18 protein-coding genes and 1 tRNA gene are annotated in these 17,589 nt (G+C 62.2%); 7 read left to right on the top strand and 12 right to left on the bottom strand.

Annotated elements, in window-relative coordinates:
- Positions 1-42: 42 nt before the first annotated feature.
- From KIO76_RS15920 to KIO76_RS15900, 5 genes are read left to right on the top strand one after another with little or no spacing between them, the layout of a single operon-like run.
- Positions 43-858, top strand: a complete 816-nt coding sequence (locus KIO76_RS15920) for a hypothetical protein (RefSeq protein WP_213324176.1) — start codon at positions 43-45, stop codon at positions 856-858.
- A complete protein-coding gene (locus KIO76_RS15915) occupies positions 851-1,213 on the top strand; it encodes a DUF4326 domain-containing protein (RefSeq protein ID WP_213324175.1) in 363 nt (120 codons plus the stop codon). The genes KIO76_RS15920 and KIO76_RS15915 overlap by 8 nt, the downstream gene beginning before the upstream one ends.
- Positions 1,213-1,380 (top strand): hypothetical protein, encoded by a 168-nt coding sequence (locus KIO76_RS15910; RefSeq protein WP_213324174.1) that lies wholly within the window; start codon positions 1,213-1,215, stop codon positions 1,378-1,380. Before KIO76_RS15915 ends, KIO76_RS15910 begins: the two co-directional genes overlap by 1 nt.
- On the top strand, positions 1,380-1,871 hold the full coding sequence (gene ssb / locus KIO76_RS15905) for a single-stranded DNA-binding protein (RefSeq protein WP_213324173.1): 492 nt from the start codon (positions 1,380-1,382) through the stop codon (positions 1,869-1,871). The genes KIO76_RS15910 and ssb overlap by 1 nt, the downstream gene beginning before the upstream one ends.
- Positions 1,855-2,082, top strand: a complete 228-nt coding sequence (locus tag KIO76_RS15900; protein WP_213324172.1) for a helix-turn-helix transcriptional regulator — start codon at positions 1,855-1,857, stop codon at positions 2,080-2,082. The genes ssb and KIO76_RS15900 overlap by 17 nt, the downstream gene beginning before the upstream one ends.
- Here KIO76_RS15900 and KIO76_RS15895 read toward each other — a convergent pair.
- Positions 2,027-3,328, bottom strand: coding sequence for a tyrosine-type recombinase/integrase (locus KIO76_RS15895; RefSeq protein ID WP_213324171.1), 1,302 nt, complete (start codon positions 3,326-3,328; stop codon positions 2,027-2,029). The genes KIO76_RS15900 and KIO76_RS15895 overlap by 56 nt on opposite strands.
- Positions 3,329-3,495: 167 nt before the next feature.
- A tRNA-Ser gene (locus KIO76_RS15890) sits at positions 3,496-3,589 on the bottom strand.
- Positions 3,590-3,904: 315 nt separating this feature from the next.
- Here KIO76_RS15890 and KIO76_RS15885 point away from each other — a divergent pair.
- A complete protein-coding gene (locus KIO76_RS15885; protein WP_213324170.1) occupies positions 3,905-5,002 on the top strand; it encodes a class I SAM-dependent methyltransferase in 1,098 nt (365 codons plus the stop codon).
- Positions 5,003-5,129: 127 nt separating this feature from the next.
- On the opposite strand, the gene KIO76_RS15880 is transcribed toward KIO76_RS15885, so the two are convergent.
- Entirely contained in the window at positions 5,130-5,915 is a 786-nt protein-coding gene (locus KIO76_RS15880; RefSeq protein WP_213324169.1) for an SDR family oxidoreductase, read from the bottom strand.
- A 16-nt stretch (positions 5,916-5,931) separates the two neighbouring features.
- Entirely contained in the window at positions 5,932-6,864 is a 933-nt protein-coding gene (locus tag KIO76_RS15875) for a dihydrodipicolinate synthase family protein (protein ID WP_213324168.1), read from the bottom strand.
- Positions 6,865-7,000: 136 nt separating this feature from the next.
- On the opposite strand from KIO76_RS15875, the gene KIO76_RS15870 reads away from it, so the two are divergent.
- Positions 7,001-7,879, top strand: coding sequence for a LysR substrate-binding domain-containing protein (locus KIO76_RS15870; protein ID WP_213324167.1), 879 nt, complete (start codon positions 7,001-7,003; stop codon positions 7,877-7,879).
- Between the two features lie 52 nt (positions 7,880-7,931).
- Here the strand turns inward: KIO76_RS15870 and KIO76_RS15865 are convergent, their stop codons facing one another.
- The 8 genes from KIO76_RS15865 to KIO76_RS15830 form a co-directional block, all read right to left on the bottom strand.
- On the bottom strand, positions 7,932-10,382 hold the full coding sequence (locus tag KIO76_RS15865; RefSeq protein WP_213324166.1) for a DUF4214 domain-containing protein: 2,451 nt from the start codon (positions 10,380-10,382) through the stop codon (positions 7,932-7,934).
- 290 nt (positions 10,383-10,672) lie between these two features.
- Complete coding sequence (locus KIO76_RS15860) at positions 10,673-11,335, bottom strand: hypothetical protein (protein WP_213324165.1); 663 nt, start codon at positions 11,333-11,335, stop codon at positions 10,673-10,675.
- A 200-nt stretch (positions 11,336-11,535) separates the two neighbouring features.
- Positions 11,536-12,417, bottom strand: coding sequence for an ABC transporter permease (locus KIO76_RS15855; protein ID WP_213324164.1), 882 nt, complete (start codon positions 12,415-12,417; stop codon positions 11,536-11,538).
- Positions 12,418-12,432: 15 nt separating this feature from the next.
- On the bottom strand, positions 12,433-13,365 hold the full coding sequence (locus KIO76_RS15850) for an ABC transporter permease (RefSeq protein WP_213324163.1): 933 nt from the start codon (positions 13,363-13,365) through the stop codon (positions 12,433-12,435).
- Positions 13,365-14,087: a glycerophosphodiester phosphodiesterase gene (locus KIO76_RS15845; protein ID WP_213324162.1), complete on the bottom strand. Its 723-nt coding sequence runs from the start codon at positions 14,085-14,087 to the stop codon at positions 13,365-13,367. The genes KIO76_RS15850 and KIO76_RS15845 overlap by 1 nt, the downstream gene beginning before the upstream one ends.
- Positions 14,084-15,088 carry an ABC transporter ATP-binding protein gene (locus KIO76_RS15840; protein WP_213324161.1) on the bottom strand — a complete coding sequence of 335 codons (1,005 nt, stop codon included), beginning with the start codon at positions 15,086-15,088 and terminating at the stop codon, positions 14,084-14,086. The genes KIO76_RS15845 and KIO76_RS15840 overlap by 4 nt, the downstream gene beginning before the upstream one ends.
- Positions 15,085-15,936: an ATP-binding cassette domain-containing protein gene (locus tag KIO76_RS15835; RefSeq protein ID WP_291975300.1), complete on the bottom strand. Its 852-nt coding sequence runs from the start codon at positions 15,934-15,936 to the stop codon at positions 15,085-15,087. The genes KIO76_RS15840 and KIO76_RS15835 overlap by 4 nt, the downstream gene beginning before the upstream one ends.
- 5 nt (positions 15,937-15,941) lie before the next feature.
- Positions 15,942-17,546 (bottom strand): ABC transporter substrate-binding protein, encoded by a 1,605-nt coding sequence (locus KIO76_RS15830; RefSeq protein WP_213324160.1) that lies wholly within the window; start codon positions 17,544-17,546, stop codon positions 15,942-15,944.
- Positions 17,547-17,589 lie beyond the last annotated feature (43 nt).

Here is a 17,589-nt window from a genome sequence, read left to right as displayed (position 1 = left end):
GCCGGAGGTTGAGGCCATCATCGTCAAGCGGGAGAAACGCCCATGACCGCGGCGGATCTCTTTGCGTTCGAGGCTGGTGATCGCGTTGAGAAATATAAAGGCGAAGCTCTCTGGCACGGGACCGTCGTTAGCGCTTATCTGACCACGCGCGGCAAGCCCCGGTATGTCGTCGATGTCGAGCCACAGGGCTTTCAAATGATCGCCGTAGAAGGGCAGCTCCGCGCGAGCGCCGCCGCGCCGCAGCCCAAACCGCCTGCGGATCTATCAGAAAAGACCGCCTTCGCAGACTTCGTGTCCAAAAATGGCGATTTCTTTGCGGACCTGATCCAGAAGGATTATCGGAACAGCAACATCCGCGCGGCCGCGCGTGGATGGTATGCCGGCATCGACTTTGCCAAGGGCAAAGCAGACGAAAAAGTGGCCACGACCAGCGACACGGCCGAGATGCCGCCGAGCCATACTGCGATGCAGCGCGCCTTGGATGCAATGCGAGGCGCCGCGCCGCAGCCCGCGATGCCTAACGCCCGCGCGCTTTCCATCGTCGCGGCCATCTGCGAGCGCAGTTTCCACGCGATGGGGATGGCAGCGTTAGTCGAAGAGCTTCAGGGCGTATCCCTGGCCGAGATGATCGAGGCGACGCGGCTGGTTAAGGCCGAGAATGGAAAGGCCCCGATCGACGGCAAACAAACGGTTCGCGTCGTTCCCGATGATCGCCTGATCGCGGCGGCCTATGCGCTGGCGAACTATGAGCCGAGCCATGGCGCCGTGGTCTCCGAACCAGATGGCGACGGCTTGGTCAAGGCGCTTGCAATCGTTCGGCTGACCGCCGCGCCGCCACGGGAGGGAGACTATGCCTGAACGTGTCCAACTGCGGCGCACCAAAGGATGGCGCATGCCGCCGAACACAGCGAAGGTCGATCGGTCGTCAGGCTTCGGAAACCCATTCCGCGTGGTGCCTGCGACGATCGCGGCCGGTGAACAGGCAGGCACGAAGGAATGGTGGGTTGAAACCGACACCGCGGCGTGGCGATTCAAGACTAAGGCGGACGCTCAGGCAGCCTCTGTGAGAGCATTCGCGGCCACGGCGACCGACAGCCTGAAAGATCGTGCTCGTCTCGCCTTGCGCGGCAAGAACCTCGCGTGCTGGTGCACGCCCGACCAGCCCTGCCACGCTGACATTCTTCTCAAACTCGCGAACAAGGATCCCGCCTGATGGACGCCGCGTCCGATCTTGAGCGCCGCGCGCAGCTCATCACCCGATCCGCCGCGGAGAAAGAGGCCGCAGCAGCCACGCTGCAAAGCGACGCGAGCCGCCTGCGCCGGACTGCAAAACGGATCCGCAAACAGATTCGAGCAATCAAGAAAGGAGAGCCTGCATAATGGCCGGATCAGTCAACAAGGTCATTATCGTCGGCAACTTGGGTCGGGATCCTGAAACCCGCCGCAGCAACGACGGCAACCCCATTGTCAGCTTGCGAATTGCTACGTCTGAAACCTGGCGCGACAAGGCGACCGGCGAACGCCGCGAGCGTACTGAGTGGCACAGCGTCGTGATTTTCAACGAGGCCCTTGCCACGATCGCCGAGCAGTACCTCCGCAAGGGCTCAAAGGCCTATATCGAAGGCCAGCTGCAAACGCGCAAATGGCAGGACCGCGACGGCCATGACCGATATACGACCGAGATCGTGCTTGCGCGCTTCCGCGGCACTCTGACCCTGCTCGATTCCCAGCGTAACGGCCCGCCGGCGGCGGATGATCCTGACCAGTACGGCACCACGACCACGCGCGAAAGCTCCCCCAAAAGCAACGCCTATGCCGATCGCAAGGGCGGCTCCTATTCCGAGGATCTGAACGATGACATACCCTTCTAGCGGCGACCGGCTGATGAAACTCGCGGAGGTTAAGCAAAAGACCGGCCTCAGCAGCTCGACGATCTATAAGCGCATCGGCGAAGGTCGGTTTCCCGCGCCCCTGGCGCTCGCGCCCAACGCGGTGCGCTGGCGCGAGAGCGAGATTGATGCCTGGATCAATTCCCTTCCGCTTGCCCCCTGCGCCCCTCAGGCGCAACAGCCGGCCGCTTGAGGATCTTCCGCGGGAGCGCCAGCAGATCGGCTGGCGCCCGCTGTCCCGCCATGATCAGATCCGCCCATTCCTGGGCGATCTCCCGACGCCGCTCCAGGTGCTCTGCCCTGTTATAGGCACCCTCGACCCGATCCTTGGCCACATGGGCCAACATGAGATCGATCACCGGGCGATCCGCCCGGTTTCGCTCATTCATCACCGTCGAGAACGTCGAGCGCCATCCATGCGGTACATGCCGCTGATGATAGCCTGCCCGATTGAGCATGTAGCCCATTGCATTCTCGCTCATCGGCTTATGCGCATGCCGACCATTCGGAAAGACGAAGGGGCCACGCCCGGTCAGCGCGCGGAGCGCCCCGATCGTCTCGACTGCCTGCCGCGATAGCGGCACGAGATGGTCCCGCGCCTCGTCATCCTTAAACTGCTTGAGCAACTTCATCCGCGCCGAGGGGATCTGCCAGATCGGATCGTCGGCCTCCAAAGCATTGAACTCGTACCACGGCGTTGTCGCCAACGTGCCGGGTCGAACCGCCGTGAGCGCGAGCAGACGGATGGCGAGCTTTGTGACGGGATGACCAGGTGTTTCGTCGACCCGCTGTAGCATGACCCTCGCTTCAGCGAGGTCCGTGATAGCCGGCTGGCGACGCTTGATCACCGGCGCCATTGCCCCGCGCACGATTCCAGCGGGATCCGTCTCCCCGCGTCCGGTGGCGATGGCATACACAAAGACGGCCGAGATCCGTTGCCGGATGCGCCGCGCGGTTTCACCGGATCCCCGCTTCTCGACACCACGTAGCAACTCAAGCACTTCGGGCGTCGAGATGTCGCGGAGCGGCCGCGCACCCAGCGTCGGGAACACATCCCGCTCCAAGCTGCGAAGGACGTCGGCCGCGTGGATGGGCGCCCACTGCGGCTTTTGCAGCGTGTGCCATTCTTCGGCGAGCGCCTGGAAGGTTAAAGTGGGATCATGCCGCAGCGCCAACTTCTGTTCGCGCTTGAGAAGGGCGGGATCCTTCCCGTCGCGGAGAGCCGCCTTGGCCCTAACCGCTATCTCGCGGGCATCGGATAAGGACAGTGACGGATAGGGGCCGAGGGAAAGCAGCTTTTCCTTGCCACCAATCTCATATCGATAGCGCCAGAGCTTCCCGCCAGCAGGCGAAACAAACAGATGTAGTCCGGCTCCATCCGTGAGCTTATAACCCTTCTCGGCGGGTTTGGCCTTCCGTATCTGGACGTCCGTGAGCATGCCGTTTCCCGAAATACCCGGTCGCCGGAATCCGATACCCGGAAAACTACCCGGAATTTTTCCGGCTTGGAGCGGAAAACGGCGGCCTATCTCGGAAGATGGATCGCGCAGAACGCCTTATTTTGCAAGGCGTTTCGGACAATATCGGACAGCGCAAAAAAGGGGAATGGCGGAGACGGAGGGATTCGAACCCTCGATAGGGCTTTACAACCCTATAACGGTTTAGCAAACCGCCGCCTTCAGCCTCTCGGCCACGTCTCCGGCGGCTGTTTCTTTGCAGATTCAGCAGTTGAGGTCAATTCCCCCACTCCATCTTTAGCCAACATACGCACAGCCCGCCGACACAGAAAGTGGCACATCTGTTCTCCATGCGTTCACCACGGAGGGCAGCACCGGGTCTTTGATCCGACCGCTCGTGGAGGAACAGCCGCCTAGGCGACGCGGCCTCCGAAACTCCTGCGTCACGATCGGCTTCTCCGAGCGCGCGATGGCGATTGCTTTGCTCACGCTTGACGCGTCCTTCGGCCAGGCGCCTCCTGACGAACAGGTCTCCAGACCCAGACACGGGAGGTTCTGATGGAGGCAAGGCAGGATAGTTCAACTCACCAACCACCACGCGAAGTCGACGGCACCAAACTGCAAGCGTTCGTGAACAAGATGCTGGATGACGTCGGCGCCGCCATGACCGGCTCGCTGGTCATGCTCGGAGACGAACTCGGATTCTATCGGGCAATGGCGGAAGCCGGACCGATCAATGCCTATGAGCTCGCGAAGCTCACCGCAACCAACGCACGGATGGTGCAAGAATGGCTCGCGGCCCAAGCCGCCGCGGGCTATGTGAACTTCGATCCGGTCGCGGGAACCTATGCGCTCGATCCGGAACAGGCCATGGTCTTTGCCGACGAGGATGGGCCAGCCTTTTTGGCGAGCGCTTATGACATCGTCGCGGCCGGATATCGTGACGAGCCCCGCGTCAGGGAGGCCTTCAAGACCGGGCGTGGACTCGGCTGGCATGAACACCATATGTGCCTGTTCCGCGGCACAGAGCGCTTCTTCAAAACCGGCTACAAGGCCCACCTCGTCTCGGAATGGATACCGAGCCTCGATGGGGTTCGGGCGCGGCTTGAAGCCGGAGCGCGCGTGGCAGATGTGGGCTGCGGCCACGGCGCTTCGACCTTGATCATGGCTGAAGCCTTCCCGAAATCACATTTCTTCGGTTTCGACTATCACATGCCGTCCATTCTCGCGGCGCGGGAGGCCGCGGCCGACGCCGGAATGGCCGACCGTGTCCATTTCGAGCGCGCCACCGCGAAGGATTTCACGGGCGGCCCCTATGATCTTGTCTGCTTCTTCGATTGCCTGCACGACATGGGGGATCCGGCCGGCGCGGCGGCGCATGTCAAGAAGGAGCTCAAGCGCGACGGCGTCTGGATGGTGGTGGAACCGCAGGCTGGTGACAGCGTTGCGGACAACCTGAACCCAGTGGGGCGGATTTTCTATGCGGCCTCGACCATGGTCTGCACGCCCGCATCCATGGCGCAGGAAGTGGGGCTTGCGCTCGGCGCGCAAGCCGGCCGGAAGCGCCTGAGCAACGTGATGAAGGAAGGCGGCTTCAACCATGTAAAAGTGGCCGTGGAAACACCGTTCAACATGGTCTTCGACGCACGGCAGTAGCGTCCGAAGGGGCCGCGATCGGGCTCGGATAGGTAAGCGGGAGGAGGTTCCCCCTCCTCCCGCTCAGATCATAATGCGGACATCGCGGTTTGGATGAGTTGCAGCTCAGACGATGAAGCGGGCCCCGTCAAACGCTGCCGATCAGCCCACCGTCCACCCGCAAAACGGTACCGGTGATGTAGGACGCGCGGTCGCTGGCCAGGAAAGCGACCGCGTCGGCGTATTCCTCGGGTTTGCCATAGCGTCCCGCCGGGATGGTGCCAACGCTCTCGACAGAGACCTCGTCGACCGAGCGGTTTTCGCGCTTGGCCTTGGCCTCGTCCAGGAAGCGGATACGGTCTGTCGCGATCCGGCCGGGCACGATGATGTTCGTCGTGATTCCGTCCTTTGCCACTTCCCGCGCCAGCGTCTTCGACCAGCCGACAAGTGAGAGCCGGAGTGCGTTAGACAGGCCGAGGTTGGGAATCGGCGCGACGACACCCGACGACGTGCTGGTGATGATGCGCCCCCATTTGGCAGCGCGCATGCCCGGCAGCACCCGGTCCGCGACGCCGATGACTGACACCACCATCATGTCGAAGAACTTGCGCCAGGCGTCGGCGCTCTGTCCGGATACGAGCGTCGGCGGCGGGCCGCCGGTGTAGCTCACAAGGATCTGCACCGGGCCGAGGGCCTTCTCCGCCTCTGCCACATGACCGTCGATGGAGGCGATATCGGCGAGATCCCATACGATGCCATGTGCCTTGCCGCCAACGCGTTCCACGGCCGCGCAGGAGGCCTTGACAGCGGCGGGATCAATATCAGCGATCGCCACCAGGGCTCCCTCACGGGCCAGCGCGACGGCGCTCGCGCGGCCGAGGCCACCACCACCGCCTAGGACGAGCGCCGGGCGCCCCTCGATACCGAGATCCATATCGCTCTCCTCTGGCTCAGGCGACAGCCGCGCGCTTGTCCTTGGCGGCAAGACGCGCCAGCAGATACTCAACCTCGGCCTTGGCGGTCGCGGACATGCCGCCGGCAGGAGCACGTTGCGCATCGGAGGCGATGAGGCCACGGCGCGCCATCACATATTTGCGGACCGCAAGGCCGACGCCAGGCTGCTGCTCATAACGCAAGAGCGGCAGATGCGCATCGAAGAGATCATGCGCCGCATCGCGCTCGCCCGCCACCGTCAGGCGCACGAGATCAGCCAGCATGTCTGGAAAGGCATAGCCGGTCATGGCGCCATCGGCGCCGCGCTCGGTCTCGAAGTCGAGGAACAGTCCGCCGTTGCCGCAAAGAATGGAGACATGGCGCAGCGCACCCTCGGCCTCCCACTTGCGCAGGGTCGAGATTTTCTCCAGGCCCGGCCAATCCTCATGCTTCAGCATCACGCAGGAGGGATTGTCCGTGATGATCCGGCGGATGACACCCGGTGTCATCACGACCGTGAAGGTCAGCGGAAAGTCCTGGATGCAGAACGGGATGTCCGAGCCGATCGCCTCAATAGCCTGGCTGTAGTACGTGACGATCTGATCGTCCGTGCGCAGCGTGTTCGGCGGGGCGATCATGACACCGGCCGCGCCCGCATCCATCGCCGCGAGGCTCAACCTCCGCATCGCCGCGAAGCCCGGCGCGGACACGCCAACGATCACCGGCAGCTGGGGCGCGCGCTTGATATAACGCTTGGCGACGTCGATAGCCTCCGCGCCATCGAGCTTGGGCGCCTCTCCCATCACACCAAGCACTGTCATGCCCGTGCTGCCGCATTCCACATAAAAATCGGTCAGCTTGTCGATGGAGTTGAAATCGATAGCCCCATCGGGGCTGAACGGGGTGGGGGCGATGGGGAAGAGCCCCTTAGCGGATGCCTCGAGTTTCATGATCGATATCTCCTTGTCTCATCTGCTCGATACACAACCCCAGCAATCGGAGGAACCGCAGGACTTCCGTATTCAAATGTCGGAATTTCCGTCATATCTAGAGGCCTTCCGCGCGCGGTTTCAACACGGGACTCTGATGAACATTCGCTTTCTCCGCACATTTTGCGTCGTTGCGGACAAGGGATCTCTGGCGGCGGCAGCGCGCCATCTCGGCTTGGCCAATGCCTCGGTGGCCGAACAAATCCGCGCCCTTGAGAAAACCCTCGGCGCCACGTTGACGGTGCGCCGTGGACAGGGCATTGCTTTGACCGACGCTGGCCAAGCGGTGCTCGGCAGCGCGCGGCAGATCGTGGCCCAGGCGGACGATCTCCACCAGGTCGCGCAGGCCGGCTCGCTGCGCGGACGACTGCGGGTTGGGGCCATTTCGACCGCCCTGATCTCGCTGATGCCGCGTGCCCTGCAGCGCCTCGCGGACGAGCATCCTGACATTGAAATGAAGGTGGTGCCAGGTACATCGGCGGGGCTTCTCACGATGCTCGACTATGGCGAGATCGACTGTGCCCTGGCCGTGAGGCCGCCCTTCAAGCTGCCGAAGACGCTCTCATGGCAGAGCGTGCGCAACGAACCGCTCGTGTTCGTCGCGCCGCCAAGCGATCCCAGCCTGAGCATCGCCGCGCGCTTGCGAGGAGGCCCCTTCATCCGCATGGATCGCAATGCCTGGACTGGTCAGATCGTTAGCAAGTTTCTCGCGGAGCGGAAGCTCGAATTACGCGAACTTTTCGAGCTCGATGCGCCCGAGACCATCGTCATCCTGGCAGCGGAAGGCCTCGGCGTCTCATTGCTGCCAGACTGGGGCATCGTGCCGCCGGTTGGACGCGCACTGGACATCAAACCCGTGGACGATGATGGCCGCCACGGGCGCGAGGTCGGCATCATCGGCCATCGGGGCCCAGCGGAGGCGCTCATCAGCGCATTCGGCGCGATGCTGCGCGAACCCAAACCTGCCTCGTACTGAAGCCGCGCCGCCCCGCATGCGCAGCTTCAGCATAGCCGTTGGCTACCCTTCCCTAAACCTGATGAAGATCGTGGTATTCGGCGCTCTGCGTGAACCCCACCAGCAGAGTACCACGATCAATGGCACCGTCTTCGAGAGCCTCAATCCAAAAGGCATAGCCCTCGACATCTGGCGGGCGATTGAAATAGGTGTTGTAGAGCAGCTCAACGAAGCCGCCGTCGCTGAGCTCGCCATGCTCTGATTTGAACTCGGCGCTCTCCAGAAATGTCATCGCAACGTCATCGAGCAACAAGCCGGATTCGATGCCAGTCCGCCAGAAATCGAGACCCGGCGCGTCCGGCTGACGGCCGAGCACATCGTAGAGGGGGGCGATTTCGGCGGCGGCAGGGTCCTGTCCCGACACGACGCCGATGATCGAGCCTCCCGCGCCATCATTCGTAACGGTGAAGATCGGAGCATCGAGCCCCTGGCCGATCGTAACGGTCGCCACCTCTTCACCTTCGCTGGAAATGACAATCTCACCAGCGTTTCGTGTATAGTTCACGACGAGGTTCTGCGACGAAAGATCGTTGAAACCAAGCGTATCGCCGAACGTGAAGTCGGTGAAGGTGATGCCATTCATCTGCGCCGTGAGGCCCTGGACAAGATCATCACCGGGCCCGCCGGTTATGCTGTCCGCACCACCGTTGGGGCGTATGTCGTCATCATGGATCGTGCCTTGCAGCGTTTCAGTCAGATCTGTCGCCGTGATGAGATAACGCGCGTCCTCGGCAAGCCTAAAAATGGTGATGCCCGTAGCGAGGGTCTCCGGCGCGTAGTTCGCATAATGCTCGCCGATGGACTCGAAACCTGGAACAAAGGAGTCATTGTCGTAGACGAGGATCTGGCCTTCTGGCCCAACCCCTTTGATGACGGTTGTCGTGTGACCACCACCACCGGGCCATGCCATGCGGACGATGTCACCCGGCTTAACGAGCGTCGACCAGTCAAGAACCGGCTCTCCCTGATCGCCGCGGTAGGCCACGCGCCAGAAACCACCGTCGACATTCTCGCTTGGATCGAGATTATAGGCAGTGTCGGGCAACGCTGCGCCCACCGAGGCAGCGATCGCCTTGCCGATGTTGAAGCAATCGTTGGTATTCGGAATGTTGAAGTAGACCTTGGCGTAGGCCTCAGCCATCGCGACAATATCGTCGGCGGTCGGCGCACGCCCCGAGACCGGAGGCGGTATCAGGTCCGGATTGACGACGATCGGCTTATAATTTGCGTATTCAATCGCGTTCCCATTGTCGTCGTAAGCTATTGGCACGAGAATGGTAGCATTCGCACCGATAACGTTACCGGCTTTCAGCTCCACCGAGGACAACTGATCCGCCGTGATCTTGGTGATATTGTTTTCGCCCGGCCCAATCGGCGTGCCATTCACCAGCCACTCGTTCATGCTCGGATTCTTAGGATCCCAAAAGGAGAAGCGATCCTCGACCCATACTTCCTGGCCGGCATAGTAAATGTAGAATTCCTTGTAGCCGCCGAAGTCACTGCCGAAGGCCTGGGTGAGCGCATCTTCGAGCGTGATCGTGTCTCCCGGCGCGACGCGCAGCGCGATCGGCAGGGTCGGGAAAAGGTCAGGCGCGGCAATTTCCGGCGGCACGACAGACGATGGAACGTAGCCTTCAAGCAAAGTCCCACCGCCAGAGAGTGGGGCGAGCTCGAACATGCCCGGCCCTGAAACGCCTGAGAACGTCATCTGGCCGACGACGACGCCGTTCTCCTCGATCTGCAGGACGCCCGTCGTGGAATCGAAATGGAATTCGTTGGCGGTCAACGCGGGAAAATCGATCTTGTTGCCGCTGGCAAAAGCTGCGATCTCGGCCTTAAAGCTTGCGAGGTCCTGCACGACGAGAGTGCCGCCATCCTTGAATGTCACTTGCTGGCTTGCGGGAACAGCGCCATTGACAGTAATCAAACCGCCATCGCCAAGCACAATTCGGCCGGAGCCGCCGATTGACAGGTCCTCGCCAAGAACGAGGTGGCCGGCTCCCACCGCTGAAAGCAGCTTATTGTTGATGAGAGTGCCTTCACCGAGGATCGTGATCGCTGCCACTTCACCGCTGGTGACAATGCCGGTGTTTGTGAAGCTCGCGCCGTCAGCGATATCCACCGTCAGGGTGCCACCCTTCGCGTAAGGCGACAGAGCACCGGCCAGCGACACATCGCCACTGACCTCGAGCCGGGCGAAAGCCGTCTCGCCGTAGTTCATGATGACCGTGCCGGCGGCGAAGATCGTCGAATCTGCCGTCAACGTCGCGGGGTTGTTCCTGTCGGCCGAGCCGAGGATAATGGTGATATCCTGAAGGGTGATAGCCTCCACCTGCGGATTTCCGCTCGCGATGACGACCGTGTCACCAATTTGGGGGAGACCGTTTTCGCCGCTCCCCTCGGCCGTCCAGTTCGACTGATCAGACCAGCTGCCCGTGCCCCCGTTCCACACCCAGGTCGTCATGAAGTCGTCCCTCAATCATCGCTCTCATTGCGCTCCCGGCGTCGTGCGCAGCGCGCACGACAACTATCGCTTGTAGCGAGAGAAATACAAGAGATTCGCGTATGGGTACGATCTAGTGAGATCAAAATCCGCCCGTTACATAGTTAACGAGCGCATCGGACCGGAGCCATGTGGCCTTATATTGTCCATTGCATTCGGAACGATGCGACGGGCGCCGGCGGGAACATGCCCCCGCCGAAAGCCGAAGCGATCGGCAAGAACATGTCTGGTCAGAAAAATCGCCGAGGCGCTCAGTTGGCTGCAAAGCAGTAAAGCAGGCCAGCCCCGCCAGTCGTCTTCAACGCATCCTGACTGCAGCCACGTGAAGGATGCGACGAATTCCAAGACTTGGCTGGCGGCTCCTCGTTAAGCCCCATGCGATCGTGATGGCCGACCATCGCAGAACCTTCGGCACCGCTCTTTGTCCAATTCCCGCAAGTCATATCGTTACCGACCGCGAAAGCCGTGCCGTCCGGTTGAGAACCGGTGAGAACGTCATGGATATTCGGCGTGTCGCCGCGTCCGTTGACAACTGTTCCTTTTTCAGTGAGCGCGGTCTGCTTGGTCAGGTTGTTGCTTCCGCCGTGAAGATCCGCGACGTCTTTGGCGACGACAACACCCTTGACGTTCTGCCATGGCCCCCGGCCGATGCGATCGCGAGCATTGACGGCGGTTGCGCCGTTCACAGCCTGGGTCGACAGATAGGCCCGCCAGGTCTTCGCGCCTGCGCCCACCGCCTGGGCCAGGGTTTGGCAAAGGCGGTCCGCGCCCTCGAGCCCGCCGAAATTCGCACCCTGACCGGAACCCGTGCTCGTGACAAAAAACGTCATGTCAGCCTGCTGCGCTTCCGCGGCAGCGCCGAATGCGCCGATCAACAGTCCGCATGCCAGAGCCGATGTCCTCAACATACCCATCCCGACCTCCCGATAGCGCTCAATCTCTTCGGCCAAGACCGACAACTCGATTTAAAGGAGAGAACGCTTACCCGAGTCCCATCACATTTTCTTGTAGGAAGATGCCGTCGTTCAACCAGACTTCGGCCTGGGCTTTGCTTGATGGCGCGGCGCAATGCGGACGGAACCTCGCCGCCCGCGTGAAGGCCTTTTATCGGCCTTCAGCCCGACTTCAGCGTCGGATCGAGGCGATCGCGCACCCAATCACCGAGGATCGAGATGGACATGGTGGTCAAAAAGATTGCCGTGCCCGGCAGGATAGCTATCCACCAAGCGGTCATGAGATAGGCGCGGCCGGCGCCCAGCATTTGACCAAGGCTCGTCAGAGGTGGGCGAATGCCGAGCCCCAGAAAGCTGAGTGACGTTTCCAGCAGGATGACTTGCGGAAAGTTCAGGGTGAACTGGACGATCAGCACGCTCAGGATATTGGGGAGGATATGCCGAGCATAGACGTGCCAGGCCGGCGCGCCGAGCGCCACGACAGCCGTGGCATAGCCCTGCGTATTCGCTGCGATGACCACGCCCCGGGTGAGGCGCGCAAAGACCTCCCAGCCGTAGAACCCCATGATGACGATGAACAACGTAAAGCTGCCGCCGAAAAGGGCGATCAGCGCCAGCGCGATCAGCATGAACGGCAGCGAAGCCTGCACGTCAGCCATCATCATGATGGCTTCTTCTACCCAGCCGCGGAAGTGAGCCGCCAGGAAGCCAAGGAGCGTACCTATGAAGGCGCCGATCATGGTGCCCCCGAGCGCGACGAGCACGCTGAAACGGATGGCGTAAATGAGCCGGCTGAGGACATCGCGCCCAAGCTCGTCGGTCCCGAGCACATGCGCCCAGGTCCCGCCGAGAAAGACGGGGGGCTTCAGGCGGTTGATCAAGGATTGCGTGCGGTAGTCATAGGGCGCGAGGATGTCGGCGAACAGGAATACGACGAAGATCAGCGCCACAAAGATCAGAGCAGCGACAACCAGCGCAGGATAACGCGCCTCGGCTTTGACCGGAGCGGTTTCGGTTCGACGGGTTGGCCAGAACAACGCCATCTCGATGCTCCGCGCTCAGTTCCCGGCCCGCGCCGCACGCATGCGGGGGTCGATCAGAGTGTAGATGACGTCGACGGCGAGGTTGGCCAGGATCATGGTGATCGACACCATGATCAGGATCGCCTGGACCAGCGCGAAGTCTCGGGACGTCACGGCATTGACCAACAGACGCCCAACACCGGGAACAGCGAAGACTGTCTCCACGATGATCGAGCCGGCGACGAGATCGCCAAGCTTCAACCCGACAATCGTGATAATGGGGATCGCTGCATTGGGCAGCGCATGCCATAGCACCCGCCGCGGGCGCGGCACGCCCTTTGCGCGCGCCGCGGTCACATACTGCTTGTTGAGAACCTCCAGCATCGCGGAGCGCGTGAAGCGCGCGAACGTGCCGGCGAAATGCGTGCCGAGCGTGACAGCCGGCAGGATCAGGTGCCAGATCGTTGCATCACCGGAACTCGGCAAGAGCCGCCAATGGAGCGAAAACAAGAGTATGAGCAGAATGCCGAGGAAAAAGTTCGGCAGGCTGAAGCCGAGCACGGCGAAGCTCATCACGAAGCGGTCGATCGGGCGGTTGCGATTGAGCGCCGCGACGATGCCAAGGCCGATACCGAGCACGAGACCGAGAGAAAAGGCCAGAAGGCCGAGCCGCAACGTGTGCGGCAAGGCGGCCGCGATCAGCTCGATCGCCGGCTGTTGATCCGACAGCGACAGGCCGAAATCCCCCTGCGCAATACCCCCGATATACGCGAGATACTGCTGCCATAACGGCCGATCGAGGCCGAACTTCTCGCGATAGTGCGCGATAACCTCGGGCGAGGCCTGGTCGCCGACCAACGCATCGATAGGATCTCCTGAGAGATTCAAGGCAACGAAGGTGAAGGTCACGATGATCCAGACGGTCAGGATACCGCGAACGACTTTCGTGAGAAAATGGCGGCCGAGCATCATGCGGCTCCGGCGGCAGACGATGCGGTCAGCAGCGTCGGATCGTTGACGAGCACGGCCTTCGGCGCACGAGCGACAACGCCCGCGAGGCTGATCGCATCAATGTCACCGGCGTCGCGGCCGGTGCGGGCTCCCCCCGCAGTCACCCACACCGGGCGCTGTGCGAGGAGGCGCTCGGCCTCTTCGCCCCCCAAATCGGCCTCCCACACCCGGAAGGCACGGGCCCCGGCCTTCGCGAAGGCTTCGATATCCGCGCCCTCGGGCAGGAAGGCCAGAATATTGACGCTCGGCAAAAGACGGCTCGCCTCAGCCGCCTGGCGATGGTCACGCACGCCGATCCAGACGCGCGATCGGACACCCGCCCGCTCTATGGTCGCGGCGATCGCATCGATGATCGCAAGATCCTGCGTCTTAACATCGATCAGCGCCGGCCTATGGGGGCAGATGGTCGCCAACGCCTCGCCAAGGGTCGTCAGCGCGCCGCGTGGCAGCTCGATGCCGAGCAGCGCATGGCTCGGAAGGTCGGCCACGGCGTCTTCACGGCCGGCCAAGCGCGCCAATGTGGCGTCATGGCAGGCAACGACGACGCCGTCGGCGGCAAGGCGCGCATCAGTCTCGATGATATCGGCGCCGGCCTCGATAGCCGCGCGATAGGCCTCGAGCGTGTTCTCGGGGAAGCGAGCAGAGTAGCCACGATGCGCGATGGCGAGCGGCCGGGTCATGATGCGGTCCTGAAATCTTCGGCGAAATGACAACGGACACGCCGGTCCCCGATGACTCGCAACTCAGGCTTATCCGCGGAGCAGCGCGGTTGCGCGTAGGGACAGCGGGTATGGAAATGGCAGCCCGATGGCGGATTCGCGGGCGACGGCGGATCACCGACAAGCCGGGTCCTTGGCTCGCCTTTGACGGACGAGAGGTCCGGAATCGCCGCGAGCAACGCCATCGTGTACGGGTGCAATGGCTGTCGGTAGAGCGGATCGGTCTCGCCTTCCTCAACGATCTGCCCGAGATACATCACGGCAACCCGATGGGAGAGCTTCTTCACCACCCTGAGGTCGTGGGAGATGAAGAGATAGGCGATGTCGAAGCGCTCCTGCAGCTCTTGCAAAAGATCCGTCACCGTCGCCTGCACGGACACGTCGAGCGCCGAGACCGGTTCGTCGCAGACGATCAGGCTCGGCCGCAGGGCAAGCGCGCGGGCGATCACGACGCGCTGCGCCTGTCCGCCGCTGATCTGGTGGGGATAGCGATCGGCCAATTCGGCGGGCAGCGCCACCGCCCCCATGAGCCGGATCACCTCCATATCGCGCCCAGCCCGCTCCCCAATATCATGGAGATCAAGCGGCTCGCGGATCTGGCGCGCGATGGTAAGACGCGGGTCAAGCGCCGACTGCGGGTTCTGGAAGATCATCTGCACGTCGCGCCGCTGGCTCTGCCACTCCCTCGGCGTCAGCTGCGTGAGGTCTCTTCCCTTGAACGTGATGGCGCCGCCGCTCGGCTTCTCCAGCCCAACGATCATGCGCCCGGTCGTCGACTTGCCGCAGCCGGATTCGCCGACGAGGCCAAGGGTCTCTCCGACCCGCAACGTCAGCGATACATCCTCGACGGCCCGGATCGTGCGCTCACGCCGCAGCAGCGACCGCCGCGCTCCGAAATGACGGCGCAGATGCATGACCGCAAGCAATGCATCGGAGGTGTCCCCCGCTTGCGTATCGCTCATCTTGTGCTCCGCTGGCGATAGACTGGCGCGGCGACATCGAGGCGAGGCATGGCAGCGAGGAGCGTCTGCGTGTAAGGCGCCTCTGGCGCGCCGAGCACACGCGTGGCTGGCCCCGTCTCGACCACGCGGCCGTGCCGCATGACCACCACGGTATCTGCCATCTCAGCGACGACACCGAGGTCATGCGTGATGAACAGGATCGCCATGCCGAGTTCGGCCTTGAGGCGGTTCAGGAGATCCAGGATCTGCGCCTGGATGGTGACATCCAGCGCCGTAGTCGGCTCGTCGGCGATAAGCAGCTGCGGCTCGCAGGCCAGCGCCATGGCGATCATGATGCGCTGCGCCATACCGCCGGAGAATTGGTGGACATAGGACGCGAGCCTCTGCTCAGGCTCGGGAATTCCGACCATCGCCAGGAGCTCCAGCGCCCGCTTCTGGCGCTGGAGTTCGCTGAGCGCGGTGTGCAGCCGCAATGTCTCCCGCAACTGGGCCCCGACCGTGTGCAATGGGTTGAGCGATCCGAGCGGGTCCTGGAAGACCATGCCGATGCCGCGACCGCGAATGCGCTCAAGGCTCGCCTCGTCAGCGGCCGCGAGGTCCCTGCCCTCGAACAGGATGCGACCGCCGGTGCGGCGGCCATTCCGCGGCAGGAGGCCGAGGATAGCCTGGCAGGTCACGCTCTTGCCGCTGCCGCTTTCGCCAACGACGCACGTGGTCCGACCTTGCTCCACACGGAAGGACACCGCATGGAGAACATCGGCATAGCCGCGCGTCGTGCGAAAGCCGACGGTCAGATCTTCGACGGCGAGGAGCGGACCGCCATCTTCACGCGGGCGTTCCCTGGTCACCCCGGTCACTTCGCGACGATTGAGAAGTTCGATGGGCGAAAGTCCATGTAATACTGGCTATAGGGCGTCCAGTTGATGGTCTTCTTCATGGCGTAGCCGGTAACGGGGTTGTAAAGCATCGTCATCGGCATGTCGTCCTGGAAGGCCGTCAGCAACCTCGCAAAAATCGCCTTGCGCTTGGCCTCCTCGCTCTCGGCCTGCAGTTCCCGCGCGGCGGTGTTGAAAGCCTCGCTTGCCCCATAGAATTTCCAGCTCTTCTGGTTGTCGGTGTCCGGTCCCCAGAGTGCCAGAATAGAACCGGTCGGATCCGGCACACGATAGGTGTTCGACCAGGCAAAGACCTGTGCGCCAGGTTTGCGGACCTCGTTGAAGCTTTCCAGGAAGTCGATCCGAGCATTGATGCCCACGGCGCGCCACATTTCCTGTATGATCTGCGCGGCCTCTACGTTATAGAGATAGTAGTTTGGGATCAGGCGATAGGATATTTCCTGCCCCTTGTAGGAGCTTTCCCCAACGAGCTTCTTGGCAAGTTCGGGATTATAGTCGTAACCGGGATTGTCCTTAATGTAGAGCGGTCCGAAGCTCGGCAGCTGATGCCCATTGGGCGCATAGGTCTGTCCCTTCCACAGGGCGTCGATGAGCGCCTTGCGGTCAATGGCAAGGCTCATCGCATGGCGCAGCTTCTTGTCCGAGAGCACCGGGTCGTTCGTGTTGAACTGAAGCACGTGGCTGTTTTCCAGCGGCTCGGTCTTCAGCACGATGTCATTGTACTTCTTGAGGCTGTCCCACTGATCGGGCGGGATCTCGACAGCAATGTCGAAATCCCCGGCGACAAGGCCGGCGACCCGCGCCGCGACTTCAGGCACAGAGCGGAAAGTGATCGACTTGGCGGCGGGGGCACCCTCATAATACTCATCAAAGGCAACGAGCTTGATGCGATCGTTTCTCTGATACTCCGAAAACTTGTAGGGACCGGTGCCGACCGGTTTCCAGCGCAGAGCCTTCGCGGCCTCGTCCATCCAGACCTTGGCCTCGACACCGTCCTTCTTGAAGGCGTTCCACGGCTCGTCACAGATGATGAAAGACATGTAGCTCGACAGACGATGCGCCATGATCGGATCGTGCTGCGCAACAGTAAATCGCACGGTGAAGTCGTCGAGCTTGTCGACGCCGGTAAAATTGCCGAAATAGACGCGGCCGTCGGGGTAGTATGGCTTCTCGCCCCACAGACGATCCGGAGAGAAGGTCGCCAGAACATCGTTAGCGTCGAAGGGACTGCCGTCGTGGCATTTGACGCCGCGCCTGAGCTTGACGTCGAAGGTTGTCGGCGTGGTCCAGGACCAGCTCTCCGCCAGACCCGGTACGAGATTGGCGCCGCCGTCGGCGGTCGGATGAGCGAAATCACGCCGGATGAGTGTATCGAAGATGGAGTAATAGGCGCGAACATCCACATTGCCGGTGCGCTCACCGGGATCGAGCGCGCGCGCCAGCTCATTGACCGCGACGGTCACATCCGGCCGCTCGGCTGCTCTTGCAGAAAGGCTTGGCAGGACAGCGAGGACAGCAGCAAGAGCAGCCCATGATGTCGTGATGGAGAGCCTTGATTTCATCTCTATTCCTCCCAGTCAACCGCCCCTCTCGCGAGGCTTTTTA

The sequence above is a fragment of the Chelatococcus sp. YT9 genome, assembly GCF_018398315.1.
In the GTDB taxonomy this organism is placed as follows: Bacteria; Pseudomonadota; Alphaproteobacteria; order Rhizobiales; family Beijerinckiaceae; genus Chelatococcus.
This window is presented reverse-complemented; position numbering and strand designations above follow the sequence as displayed.